Raw genomic sequence first — 13,167 nt, 5'->3', positions numbered from 1 at the left:
GCCGGTATGATCGTGGCAAACGCACGAGAGGCAGCATGACGCGCACGATGACATCCGACCCCCTCCCGCCACTGCTTGAAAATCCCGACCCCAAGACGCTCGCAAGGGAAGTCTTGATGGCCCTCAAATACAGGGTCGGCAAGGACACCACCGTCGCCACCCAGTACGATTGGCTGACCGCCTCGATCAAGGTCGTGCGCGACCGCATCGTCGATCGCTGGATGCAGGCGACGAAAGAGGCCTACGCCCAGCAGGAAAAGCGCGTCTATTACCTCTCGCTGGAGTTCCTCATCGGCCGCCTGATGCGTGACGCCTTCTCCAATCTCGGCCTGATGGAGAACATGCGCGAGGCGTTGTCGTCGCTGGGTGTGGAACTCGACCTCATCGCCACGCTTGAGCCGGATGCAGCACTTGGCAATGGCGGCCTCGGCCGGCTCGCCGCCTGCTTCATGGAAAGCATGGCCACCGTCGATATTCCCGCGCATGGCTACGGTATCCGCTACGCCAACGGCATGTTCCGCCAGGAGATCCATGACGGCTGGCAGGTGGAATTGCCCGAGACCTGGCTCGATCACGGCAATCCCTGGGAGTTCGAACGCCGCGAACGGTCGTTCGAGGTCGGGTTCGGCGGCTCGGTGGAATCGGTCACCACCAGGGATGGCCGGCTGGAACGCCATGTCTGGAAGCCGACCGAGCATGTGCTGGCCGTCGCCTACGACACACCCGTCGTCGGCTGGCGGGGGAACCGCGTCAACACCTTGCGGCTTTGGTCGGGCATGCCGGTCGATCCGATCCTGCTCGACAAGTTCAATGCTGGCGACCACATCGGCGCACTCGCCGAAAGCAACAAGGCCGACGCGTTGTCGCGCGTGCTCTATCCCGCCGATTCCCACATGGCAGGGCAGGAACTCAGGCTGCGGCAGGAATATTTTTTCTCCACCGCCTCTTTGCAGGACATCGTGCAGCGGCATCTCAGTCAATATGGCGACCTGAAGTCGCTGCCCGACAAGGCGGCAATCCACCTCAATGACACCCATCCGGCGATCGCCGTGCCGGAGCTGATGCGCCTCCTGATGGACGTCCACGGCATGGATTTCGACCAGGCCTGGGACACCACCAAACGCACCTTCGGCTATACCAACCACACGCTGCTGCCGGAGGCGTTGGAAAGCTGGCCGGTGCCGCTGTTCGAGCGGCTTTTGCCGCGCCACATGCAGATCGTCTACGCCATCAATGCGCAGGTGCTGCTCGAGGCGCGCGCCACCAATCAGTTCTCCGGCGAGCAGATCAGCCGCATCTCGCTGATCCAGGAGAATGGCGACCGTCGCGTGCGCATGGGCAATCTCGCCTTCGTCGGCTCGCATTCGATCAATGGGGTCTCGGCGCTGCACACCGAGCTCATGAAGGAAACGGTGTTCGCCGACCTGCACACGCTTTATCCCGACCGCATCAACAACAAGACCAACGGCATCACGCCGCGGCGCTGGCTGATCCAGTGCAACCCAGGTCTGACCGCACTCGCCCGCGAGGCGATCGGCGACCGCTTCCTGGATGATATCGAGGCCATCAAGGGGCTCGATGCCTTTGCCGCCGATACCGCTTTCCGCGAAAAATTCGCCGGAGTGAAGCGGCAGAACAAGGTGAAGTTGGCCAATCTCGTCGCCGACCGGCTCGGCATCAGGCTTGATCCCTCGGCGCTGTTCGACATCCAGGTCAAGCGCATCCACGAATACAAGCGCCAACTCCTGAACATCCTCGAGGCGGTCGCGCTCTACGACCAGATCCGCTCGCACCCGGAGCGCGACTGGATGCCGCGCGTGAAATTCTTCGGCGGCAAGGCTGCGCCCAGCTACCACAATGCCAAGCTGATCATCAAACTGGCCAACGACGTTGCCAGGGTCATCAACCGCGATCCGGCCGTTCGCGGCTTGCTCAAGGTGGTGTTCGTGCCGAACTACAATGTCAGCCTCGCCGAGATCATGATGCCGGCCGCCGACCTCTCCGAGCAGATATCGACCGCCGGCATGGAGGCTTCGGGCACCGGCAACATGAAGTTCGCGCTGAACGGCGCGCTGACCATTGGCACGCTCGACGGCGCCAATGTCGAAATCAAGGAGTGCGTCGGCGACGACAACATCTTCATCTTCGGCCTGACCACGGCGGAGGTCGCCGAGCGCCGCAACAATGGCTACGATCCGCGTGGCGTCATCAAGGCATCGCCCGAACTGTCGCAGGCGCTCGCGGCCGTTTCATCGGGCGTCTTTTCGCCCGATGATCCCAACCGCTACCGCGATCTCATCAATGGTCTCTACGACAGCGACTGGTTCATGGTCGCGGCGGATTTCGACGCCTATGCCGCTTGCCAGCGAGACGTCGACGCCGTCTGGCGCAACAGTCCGGACTGGTACGCCAGGGCAATCCGCAACGTCGCGCGCGTCGGCTGGTTCTCTTCCGATCGCACGATCCGCCAATACGCGAAAGACATCTGGAACGTACCTGCCTGATGTGATTGCATGAGGCCAAGAACGATGTAGTCCGGGGTGTGAGTTCAAACGCCGAATTTATACCTTAAAACAAACATTTGGTGCCCGGGGAGGGACACTGCCCGATGAGGAAACCGCGCGCGACCGCTGCGACAAGCGGGCCGGACGGATCGGCCCCGGCCAGCGATGTCGCGGCGATTGTCGCCGGCACGCACGGCAATCCGTTTGCGGTCCTCGGCGTCCATGAGGTGGGCAAGAACCTGTTTGCCCGCTGTTTCGTTCCGCATGCGGAGTTCGTCACCGCCTATACGCTGACCGGCATGATTGCTGGTGAACTGTCCAGGCGTGACGATGGCGGCTTTTTCGAAGGCAAGCTGTCGATCAAGAAGCGCCAGCCATTGCGCTATCACGCCAGGAATGCCGGGGGCGACTGGTGGTTGACGGATCCCTATTCTTTCGGCCCGGTGCTCGGTCCGATGGACGATTACTACATTGCCGAGGGCTCGCATCTGAGGCTGTTCGACAAGCTCGGCGCGCATGTCATCGAGCACGAAGGCGCCACCGGCGTGCATTTCGCCGTCTGGGCCCCCAATGCAAGGCGCGTCTCGGTGGTCGGCGATTTCAACGACTGGGACGGCCGCCGCCATTCGATGCGCGACCGCCGCGACACCGGCATCTGGGAGGTATTCATCCCCGATATCGGCGCCGGCAGGCCCTACAAGTACGAGATCATCGGCCCCGACGGCGTAAGATTGCCGCTGAAGGCCGATCCGTTTGCCTTCAAGTCCGAACTGCGCCCGGCGACCGCGTCGGTGACCGCTGCGTCGCCCGCCCATCAATGGGGCGACGAGGCGCATCGCAGTTTCTGGCGCAATGCCGATCCGCGGCGCGAGGCCATCTCCATCTACGAGGTCCATGCCGGCTCCTGGCAGCTTCGCGACGATGGAACGTTTCTGTCATGGGATGAACTGGCCGACCGGCTGATCCCCTATGTCGTCGAGACCGGCTTCACCCACATCGAGTTCATGCCGATCTCCGAACATCCCTATGATCCCTCCTGGGGCTACCAGACGACAGGCCTCTATGCGCCATCGGCGCGCTTTGGCGACCCGGCCGGCTTTGCCCGCTTTGTCGACGGCGCCCACCGTGCCGGCGTCGGCGTCATCCTCGACTGGGTGCCGGCGCATTTTCCGGTCGACGAGCACGGCCTTGTCCATTTCGACGGCACTGCGCTCTACGAGCATGCCGATCCGCGCCAGGGCTTTCATCCCGACTGGAACACCGCGATCTACAATTTCGGCCGCCGCGAGGTGGTGTCGTTCCTGGTCAACAACGCGTTGTTCTGGGCCGAAAAATATCATGTCGACGGCCTGCGCGTCGACGCGGTCGCCTCGATGCTCTACCTCGATTATTCGCGCAAGGCAGGCGAATGGATTCCTAACGAGAAGGGCGGCCGCGAGAACCTCGAGGCGGTCAGCTTCCTGCAGAAGATGAACAAGGAGCTCTACGGCCACCATCCGGGCGTCATGACCATCGCCGAGGAATCGACCTCGTGGCCGAAGGTCTCGGCTCCGGTCCATGAAGGCGGGCTGGGCTTCGGCTTCAAGTGGAACATGGGCTTCATGCACGACACGCTGGAGTATTTCTCCAAGGAGCCGATCTTCCGCAAACACCACCACAACGACCTTACCTTCGGCCTGGTCTATGCCTTCTCGGAGAATTTCGTGCTGCCGCTCTCGCATGACGAGGTCGTGCACGGCAAAGGCACGCTGCTTGGCAAGATGGCCGGCGACGACTGGCAGAAATTCGCGACATTGCGCGCCTACTACGCTTTCATGTGGGGCTACCCCGGCAAGAAGCTGCTGTTCATGGGCCAGGAGTTCGCGCAGCGCCGCGAATGGAGCGAGGCGCGCGCGCTCGACTGGAATCTTCTCGATTTCCGCTCGCATCGCGGTGTCTGGCAGGTGGTGCGCGACCTCAACTATCTCTACCGCTCGCGACCGGCCCTGCACGGCCGCGACTGCGAGCCGGAAGGCTTTTCCTGGCTGATCGTCGACGACAGCCAGAATTCCGTCTTCGCCTGGCTGCGCAGCGCGCCGGGAGGCAATCCGGTCGCGATCATCTCCAATTTCACGCCGGTGCCGCGCGACAACTACCGCGTCCCGCTGCCGAAAGCCGGCACATGGCGCGAGATCATCAACACGGACGCTTCCGAATATGGCGGATCCGGCAAGGGCAATGGCGGCGCCGTCGAAGCGCGGGCGGAGGAAGGGGGCATCTCCGCAACGATGCTCTTGCCGCCGCTGTCGACGATCATGCTTGAACTGGTCGCGGAACAAGCCATGTCGAGACCGGGTAACTTGGGAGGGTAGAAAATGGCAAACTCGAAACGAACCCAGCCGCTGGCCCGCGACGCCATGGCCTATGTGCTGGCCGGCGGGCGCGGCAGCCGCCTCAAGGAACTGACCGACCGGCGCGCCAAGCCGGCGGTCTATTTCGGCGGCAAGACGCGCATCATCGATTTCGCGCTCTCCAACGCCCTCAACTCCGGCATCCGCCGCCTTGGGGTTGCAACCCAATACAAGGCGCATTCGCTGATCCGCCATTTGCAGCGCGGCTGGAACTTCCTGCGGCCCGAACGAAACGAAAGCTTCGATATCCTGCCGGCCAGCCAGCGCGTGTCGGAAACCCAGTGGTATGAAGGCACGGCCGACGCGGTCTACCAGAACATCGACATCATCGAGGCCTATGGCCCCGAATACATGGTCATCCTCGCCGGCGATCACATCTACAAGATGGACTACGAGCTGATGCTGCGCCAGCATGTCGACGCCGGCGCCGATGTCACCGTCGGCTGCCTCGAAGTGCCGCGCATGGAGGCCACGGGCTTCGGCGTCATGCATGTCGATGCCAAGGACAACATCATCGCCTTCGTCGAAAAGCCGGCCGACCCTCCCGGCATTCCAGACAAACCGGAGTTTGCCCTGGCCTCGATGGGCATCTACGTGTTCAAGACCAAGTTCCTGATGGAGCAGCTGCGCCGCGATGCGGCCGAGCCCGGTTCAAGCCGCGACTTCGGCAAGGACATCATCCCCTATATCGTCGAGCACGGTAAGGCGATCGCCCACCGCTTCGCCAAGTCCTGCGTGCGCTCGACCGCGGAAAATGAGGCCTACTGGCGCGATGTCGGCACCGTCGATGCCTATTGGGAAGCCAATATCGACCTGACCGACGTGACGCCCGAACTCGACCTCTACGATCGCGACTGGCCGATCTGGACCTATGCCGAGTTGAAGCCGCCGGCGAAGTTCGTGCATGACGAGGATGGACGGCGCGGTTCGGCCGTGTCCTCGCTGGTATCGGGCGACTGCATCGTCTCGGGTGCGACGCTCAGGAAAAGCCTGATTTTCACCGGCGCGCGCATCAATTCCTATTCGACGCTGGAAGAAGTCGTCATGCTGCCCGACGTCCATGTCGGCCGGAACGCAACGTTGAAGCGCGTCGTCATCGACCACGGTGTAAGGATACCGGAAGGGCTGGTGGTCGGTGAGGATCCCGTGCTCGACGCCAAGCGCTTCCGCGTTTCGGAAAAGGGCATCTGCCTGATCACGCAGGACATGATCAACAAGTTGTCAACCTGATCAGTTTGATCAACAAGTTGTCAATCCGATCGGGTTGATCAACAAGTTGTCAATCCGATCGGGTTGATCAACAAGCTGTCACTTTAGGGTGGTTTGTGCATGTCCTTGCCCCAGAACCGCTGCACGGTTTGGGCTACATGCACCAGGAGCGGTTCGGTAAGCGCATGCAGGTTCTGTCGGTCACGCCCGAGATCTTTCCGCTGATCAAGACCGGCGGGCTTGCCGATGTGACCGGCGCGCTGCCCGTCGCGCTGGCCGCCAAAGGCGTGACCATGCGCACGCTTATTCCCGGTTTTCCCATGGTGATGGACGCCTTCAAGAAAAAAAAGTCTGTCTACAAGTATCCGCTGCTGCAGGGCGGCAAGGCTTCGGTCCATTCTGTCCAGCTTGCCGGGCTCGATCTTTTCGTGCTCGATGCGCCGCATCTGTTCGATCGTCCCGGCGGTCCTTATGGCAATGCCGCGGGTGCCGATTGGCCGGACAATTGGCGCCGTTTCGCAGCGCTCAGCCAGGCCGGCGCCGACATCGCCGGCGGTGCCATCTCCGGTTACATGCCCGATATCGTGCATGCCCATGACTGGCAGTCGGCGATGACGCTGGCCTATATGCGCTATGGCAAGGCGGTCGGCACGCCGTCGATGATGACTGTCCACAACCTCGCCTTCCAGGGGCAGTTCGGCGCCGGCATCTTCGGCGAACTCGGACTGCCGACGGCGGCGATGGCGCTTGACGGTGTGGAATATTATGGCGGCGTCGGCTTCCTCAAGGCCGGCCTGCAGGCTGCCTGGGCAATCACCACCGTCAGCCCGACCTATGCGCAAGAAATCCGCTCGCCGGAATTCGGCATGGGTCTCGACGGCCTGATCAACATGCGCTCCAGCGATCTCTATGGCATCGTCAACGGCATCGACACCGCCATCTGGAACCCGGAGACCGACAAGCATCTGGTGTCGAACTATACAGCCGCCTCGCTCAAGGCGCGCGCGCCCAACAGGGCCGCTGTCGAGGACCGTTTCGGGCTCGATCGCGACGGTAGCCCGATCGTCTGCGTCGTCAGCCGCCTGACTTGGCAGAAGGGCATGGATATATTGGCGACGGCGGTCGACGGCATCGTTGCGACGGGCGCGCGGCTGGCTATTCTGGGTTCGGGCGATGCCGGCCTCGAAGGCGCGCTGCTCGCCGCCGCCGCACGCCACCGCGGCCGTATAGGCGTCGTCGTGGGCTATGACGAAGGCCTGTCTCACGTCATGCAGGGCGGCTGCGACGCCATCGTCATCCCGTCGCGCTTCGAGCCTTGTGGACTGACGCAGCTTTATGGCCTGCGCTATGGCTGCGTGCCGGTGGTCGCCCGCACCGGGGGGCTCGCCGACACCATCATCGACGCCAACGAGGCGGCGATTGCCGCCGGCGTGGCGACCGGGTTCCAGTTCGCGCCCAGCGACGGCGGCGCGCTGCTTCACGCCATCCGCCGCCTGGCCGAGGCCCATGCCAGCCCCGCGATCTTCGAGGCCATCCAGCGCCAGGGCATGAAGACCGACCTGTCCTGGGACCGAAGCGCTGACAAATACGTTGAACTCTATCGCCTGCTGCTTTCGAAAAGGGTTGCTTGAAGCATGATACGCACCGTTCCCACCAAACCCTATTCCGACCAGAAGCCCGGCACTTCGGGGCTGCGCAAGAAGGTGCCTGTGTTCCAGCAGGAGCACTATGCCGAGAACTTCATCCAGTCGATCTTCGACGCGCTGGACGGGTTCAAGGGCAAGACCCTGGTGATCGGCGGCGACGGCCGCTTCTACAATCGCGAGGTCATCCAGAAGGCCATCGCCATGGCCGCCGCCAACGGGTTCGGCAAGGTGATGGTCGGGCAGGGCGGCATCTTGTCGACGCCGGCCGCTTCGCATGTCATCCGCAAGTACAAGACGTTCGGCGGCATCATCCTGTCGGCCAGCCACAATCCGGGCGGCCCGCACGAGGATTTCGGCATCAAGTACAATGCCGGCAATGGCGGCCCGGCGCCGGAAAAGCTGACCGATGCGATCTTCGCCAGGACCAAGGCGATCTCCAGCTTCAAGACCGTCGACATCGATCCGATCGACATCGACGCGATCGGCACGGTCAAGGCCGCCGGCATGACGGTCGAGATCATCGATCCGGTCGTCGACTATGCCGAGCTGATGGAAAGCCTGTTCGATTTCGACGCGCTGCGCAAACTGTTCAAGTCGGGCTTTCGCATGCGCTTCGACGCCATGCACGCGGTGACCGGCCCCTACGCCAAGGAGATCCTCGAACGCCGGCTTGGCGCGCCCGACGGCACCTGCCGCAACTTCAAGCCGCTGCCGGATTTCGGCGGCCACCATCCGGATCCGAACCTGGTCCATGCCAAACATCTCTATGACGAGATGATGGGACCGGACGCCCCGGATTTCGGTGCCGCTTCCGACGGTGACGGCGACCGCAATTTGATCATCGGCAAGGGCATTTTCGTCACCCCGTCGGATTCTGTCGCCATGCTCGCCGCCAACGCCCGCCTGGCGCCGGGCTACAAGGAAGGCCTGAAGGGCATTGCGCGCTCGATGCCGACCAGTGGGGCCGCCGACCGCGTCGCCGAAAAACTCGGCATTGGCATGTATGAGACGCCGACCGGCTGGAAATTCTTCGGCAATTTGCTCGACGCCGGCATGGCGACGATCTGCGGCGAGGAAAGTGCGGGCACCGGCTCCAACCATGTGCGCGAGAAGGACGGCCTGTGGGCCGTGCTTTTGTGGCTCAACATCCTCGCCGCGCGCGGCGAGAGCTGTAAGCAGATCGTTACCGAGCACTGGGCGACCTACGGCCGAAACTATTATTCGCGCCATGACTACGAGGAAGTCGAGAGCCGGCGCGCCAATGCGCTGGTCGACGAACTGCGCGCCAAGCTTGGCTCGCTGCCGGGCACCAGCGTGCGCGGCCTGAAGATCGCCAATGCCGACGACTTCATCTATCACGATCCGGTCGACGGTTCGGTGAGCGAGCATCAAGGCATCAGGGTGCTGTTCGAAGGCGGCTCGCGCGTCGTCTTCCGGCTTTCCGGCACGGGCACCTCGGGCGCCACCTTGCGCGTCTACATCGAGCGCTACGAGCCGGACAAGGCCAGGCACGATCTCGATACGCAGAAGGCGCTCGCCGATCTGATCGCGGCAGCGGATGACATCGCGGGAATTAGGAGCCACACCGGCCGCGACAAGCCGAGCGTGATTACTTGAGCGTGGCGGTGGCTTCACCCTCCCCCTTGTGGGGAGGGTCGATCCGCGTAGCGGGTCGGGGTGGGGGTGCTCGTAGAGGGCTTTGCCGGCGTCTCCCTCGACCTCGCTCACTTCGTTCGCGACCCTCCCCACAAGGGGGACGGTGGAGGACGCGCCGATGACCTCGCTTGGCGCCACCATCGCCCAGGACGGCATCCGCTTTGCCGCCTGGTCGTCGTCGGCTCGTCGCCTTTGGGTCTCGATCTTCGACGAACAGGGAAACCGCGAACTCGACCGGCTGGAGCTGAAACCGGAAGGAGAGGGGGTGCATGCACTCTTCGTCTCCGGCCTTGCCGATGGCACCCGCTACGGTTTCCGCGCCGATGGCGACTACGCGCCCGAGCGCGGGTTTTGGTTCGATCCGGACAAGCTGCTGACCGATCCTTACGCCGCCGAAATCGACCGGCCCTATGCCTGTCATTGGCGCCTCGCCGCGCGCCGCAACGAGGGTTCCGATACCGCGCCGCTCATGCCGAAGGCCGTGGTGAAAGCCTTGTCCACGGCTGTGCCTGTGCTGCCGCCGCTGTTCCGTCCCGGCGGCCTGATTTACGAAGTGCCGGTGCGCGCCTTCACCAAGCTGCATCCGGACGTCCCGGCAAAACAGCGCGGCACGATTGCCGCACTTGCTCATCCGGCTATCATCGAGCACCTGCAAAGGCTCGGCGTCTCCGCCGTCGAACTGATGCCGGTGACGGCATCGATCGACGAGCGGCATCTGCCGCCGCTCGGATTGAGCAACGCCTGGGGTTATAACCCTGTCACCTTCATGGCACTAGACCCGCGCCTGGCGCCTGGCGGCCTGGCCGAATTGCGCGATACCGTTGCCGCGCTGCGTGCGGCCGGCATCGGCACCATTCTCGACCTCGTCTTCAACCACACGGGCGAAAGTGACAGGCTCGGTCCGACATTGTCGCTGCGCGGCCTAGACAATCAGGCTTATTACCGGCATCAGCCGGATGGCAGGCTGGTCAATGACACCGGTACCGGCAACACGATTGCCTGCGATCACCCGGCGGTGCGGGAAATGGTGCTCGACACGCTTCGCCATTTTGTCCGCCATGCCGGCGTCGACGGTTTTCGTTTCGACCTGGCACCGGTGCTGGGGCGCGTCAACGGCACATTCGAAGCGCAAGCGCCGTTGCTGGAGGCGATGCGCGAGGATGCGCTGTTGGCCGGCCGTGTGTTGATCGCCGAGCCCTGGGACATCGGTCTCGATGGCTATCAGCTCGGCAACTTCCCCTCCCGCTTCCTGGAATGGAACGATCGTTATCGCGACGATGCCAGGCGCTTCTGGCGCGGCGATGCCGGCATGGTTGGTACGCTGGCGACACGACTTGCCGGTTCGTCCGATATTTTCGGCAGGGGCGGCCAGCCCGCCAGCCGCACGGTGAATTTCATCGCGGCCCATGACGGCATGACGCTGGCCGACATCGTTGCTTATGAGGAGAAGCATAACGAGGCCAATGGTGAGCAAAATCGCGATGGCCACAACGAGAACCTGTCCTGGAACAACGGCGTCGAGGGCGCGACGGACGACGCGGCAATCGCGAAGGCGCGCTTCAGCGACCAGTGTGCGCTGCTCGCCACGCTGTTCGCCTCGCGCGGCACGATCATGCTGACGGCCGGCGACGAATTCAGCCGCAGCCAGCAAGGCAATAACAACGCTTATGCGCAGGACAACAACATCACCTGGCTCGACTGGAAGGGGCGTGACCAGGCGCTGGAAGGCTACGCGCGTGCACTGGCCGCCTTGCGCCGCGCGGTGCCGGCGCTCTCTAATACAGATTTCCTCACCGGCCAGCCGCTGGCCGGGTCGGACACTGCCGACGTCGCCTGGCTCACCGAGACGGGGGCGCTGCTCGGCGAGGCGGAGTGGAACGATCCCGCCCGGCATCGCCTCGTCATGCTGCTCGGCGGCGTGGATGGCCGGCTTGCCGTCATGGTCAATGGCGATCGCCGCCAATGCATCTTCACATTGCCCGCGCGAGACGGATTCCGATGGCATCCCGCCATCGAAGCGCAAGCAGTTGATCTTTCTCGCGCGCTGCCGGGCCGCAGCGTGAATTTCATGATCGAGCGCAGGACGGAAGGGCCCAGACAGGGAAAGGGTCGTGATGACTGACGACAATGCCGAGCGAGCGGCCGACTGGTGGCGCGGTTGCGTCATTTACCAGGTCTACCCGCGTTCCTTCCAGGACACGACCGGCGACGGCAGCGGCGATCTCGCCGGCATCACATCAAGGCTCGCCCACATTGCCTCGCTCGGCGCGGATGCCGTCTGGCTGTCGCCTTTCTTCAAGTCGCCGATGGCCGATATGGGCTACGACGTGTCGGATTATTGCGACGTGGATCCGATGTTCGGCACGTTGGAGGATTTCGATACACTGGTTGCCGAAGCGCACCGGCTTGGCCTGAAAATCATCATCGACCAGGTGCTGTCGCACTCCTCCGACAGGCACGAATGGTTCGTCGAAAGCCGCGCCAGCCGCGACAATCCAAAGGCCGACTGGTATGTGTGGGCCGAGGCCAGGCCCGATGGCGGCGCGCCCAACAACTGGCTGTCGGTCTTCGGCGGCCCCTCGTGGGAATGGGATGCGACCCGCCGGCAGTACTATCTGCACAATTTCCTCGCTTCGCAGCCGGATCTCAACTTTCACAACCCGGAGGTCCAGGACGCGCTTCTGGATACAGTGCGGTTCTGGTTGGAGCGCGGCGTCGACGGCTTCCGGCTGGACACCGTCAACTACTACGTCCACGACCGCTGGCTGCGCAGCAACCCGCCCTTGGCGTCGAGCGTTGCAGGCACCAACACCGAGATCAACACCTACCTCTACCAGGAGCACCTGTTCGACAAGACGCAGCCGGAAAATCTAGCGTTCCTGCGGCGCTTTCGGGCGCTGCTCGACGAGTACGGGGATCGCGCCGCCGTCGGCGAAATCGGTGATGAGGGGCGCTCCCTACAGACGCTGGCCGCCTACACCTCCGGCGGCGACAAGCTGCGGATGTGCTACACCTTCGATCTGCTTGGCCCGCAATTTTCGGCGCCGCATGTGCGCGGCTGTGTCGAGGCTTTCGAAAACGCTGTCGTAGATGGCTGGGTCTGCTGGGCGTTTTCCAACCATGACGTCATGCGTCATGTCAGCCGCTGGACGCGGCCGGGCGGCGATCCTGACGTGGTGGCCAAATTCTCGATCATGCTGCTCTCTTGCCTGCGTGGCTCGATCTGCCTCTACCAGGGCGAGGAACTCGGTTTGCCGGAGGCGGAACTTGCCTATGAGGACCTGCGCGATCCGGTAGGCATCCGCTTCTGGCCCGGTGTGAAGGGAAGGGATGGCTGCCGCACGCCCATGGTCTGGGAGTCCGGCGCCGATAATGCGGGCTTCTCCACCGGTAAACCCTGGCTGCCGGTGCCGGAAAGCCATCGCGCTCGCGCGGTCGATGTACAGAGCGGCGATGAGCAATCGGTACTTTCCGCCTACCGTTCGGCACTCGCTTTGCGCAAGCGGCATCCGGCGCTGGTCGGCGGTTCGATCCGCTTTCTCGACGCCGAAGGCGACGTGCTGGCCTTTGTCCGCGAGCATGGCGATGAGAGGCTGCTTTGTGCCTTCAATTTCGCCGGGGAACCGGCCAATTGGCCGCTGCCGCAAGACTTAGGAGCGGTTGCGAAACTTGGCGGCGATGCCTCGCTGGCCGGAGAAGCCGTGCTTTTGCTGCCGACACTCGGATGCTTTCTTGGACACCTTGCCTAGATCAGCGCGTGCC

General features: G+C 63.3%; 7 protein-coding genes. All 7 read left to right on the top strand.

Annotated features, from left to right (window positions below):
• Nucleotides 1-35: 35 nt before the first annotated feature.
• The 7 genes from FJ867_RS22380 (at nucleotide 36) to FJ867_RS22350 (ending at nucleotide 13,154) form a co-directional block, all read left to right on the top strand.
• On the top strand, nucleotides 36-2,504 hold the full coding sequence (locus FJ867_RS22380) for a glycogen/starch/alpha-glucan phosphorylase (RefSeq protein WP_140662996.1): 2,469 nt from the start codon (nucleotides 36-38) through the stop codon (nucleotides 2,502-2,504).
• A gap of 104 nt (nucleotides 2,505-2,608) precedes the next feature.
• Nucleotides 2,609-4,855 carry a 1,4-alpha-glucan branching protein GlgB gene (glgB, locus tag FJ867_RS22375; RefSeq protein WP_140494818.1) on the top strand — a complete coding sequence of 749 codons (2,247 nt, stop codon included), beginning with the start codon at nucleotides 2,609-2,611 and terminating at the stop codon, nucleotides 4,853-4,855.
• A gap of 3 nt (nucleotides 4,856-4,858) precedes the next feature.
• Nucleotides 4,859-6,124: a glucose-1-phosphate adenylyltransferase gene (gene glgC, locus FJ867_RS22370; RefSeq protein ID WP_140494816.1), complete on the top strand. Its 1,266-nt coding sequence runs from the start codon at nucleotides 4,859-4,861 to the stop codon at nucleotides 6,122-6,124.
• A gap of 164 nt (nucleotides 6,125-6,288) precedes the next feature.
• Nucleotides 6,289-7,734 carry a glycogen synthase GlgA gene (gene glgA, locus FJ867_RS22365; protein WP_140762620.1) on the top strand — a complete coding sequence of 482 codons (1,446 nt, stop codon included), beginning with the start codon at nucleotides 6,289-6,291 and terminating at the stop codon, nucleotides 7,732-7,734.
• Between the two features lie 3 nt (nucleotides 7,735-7,737).
• Nucleotides 7,738-9,366 (top strand): alpha-D-glucose phosphate-specific phosphoglucomutase, encoded by a 1,629-nt coding sequence (locus FJ867_RS22360; protein WP_140818603.1) that lies wholly within the window; start codon nucleotides 7,738-7,740, stop codon nucleotides 9,364-9,366.
• A gap of 157 nt (nucleotides 9,367-9,523) precedes the next feature.
• Entirely contained in the window at nucleotides 9,524-11,527 is a 2,004-nt protein-coding gene (gene glgX, locus FJ867_RS22355) for a glycogen debranching protein GlgX (protein ID WP_140818601.1), read from the top strand.
• A complete protein-coding gene (locus tag FJ867_RS22350) occupies nucleotides 11,520-13,154 on the top strand; it encodes an alpha-glucosidase family protein (RefSeq protein ID WP_140520756.1) in 1,635 nt (544 codons plus the stop codon). Before glgX ends, FJ867_RS22350 begins: the two co-directional genes overlap by 8 nt.
• Nucleotides 13,155-13,167: the final 13 nt, after the last annotated feature.

It is taken from the genome of Mesorhizobium sp. B2-5-3 (assembly GCF_006441005.1).
Taxonomy (GTDB): Bacteria; Pseudomonadota; Alphaproteobacteria; order Rhizobiales; family Rhizobiaceae; genus Mesorhizobium.
Note: the sequence above shows the minus strand (reverse complement) of the source record. Positions and strands in the feature narration are given on the sequence as shown.

What these genes read in the sequence shown, in the direction of transcription:
- glgB (WP_140494818.1), top strand. Translation starts at nt 2,609, where the DNA reads ATGAGGAAACCGCGCGCGACCGCTGCGACAAGCGGGCCGGACGGATCG.
- FJ867_RS22350 (WP_140520756.1), top strand. Translation starts at nt 11,520, where the DNA reads ATGACTGACGACAATGCCGAGCGAGCGGCCGACTGGTGGCGCGGTTGC.
- glgC (WP_140494816.1), top strand. Translation starts at nt 4,859, where the DNA reads ATGGCAAACTCGAAACGAACCCAGCCGCTGGCCCGCGACGCCATGGCC.
- FJ867_RS22360 (WP_140818603.1), top strand. Translation starts at nt 7,738, where the DNA reads ATGATACGCACCGTTCCCACCAAACCCTATTCCGACCAGAAGCCCGGC.
- glgX (WP_140818601.1), top strand. Translation starts at nt 9,524, where the DNA reads ATGACCTCGCTTGGCGCCACCATCGCCCAGGACGGCATCCGCTTTGCC.
- glgA (WP_140762620.1), top strand. Translation starts at nt 6,289, where the DNA reads ATGCAGGTTCTGTCGGTCACGCCCGAGATCTTTCCGCTGATCAAGACC.
- FJ867_RS22380 (WP_140662996.1), top strand. Translation starts at nt 36, where the DNA reads ATGACGCGCACGATGACATCCGACCCCCTCCCGCCACTGCTTGAAAAT.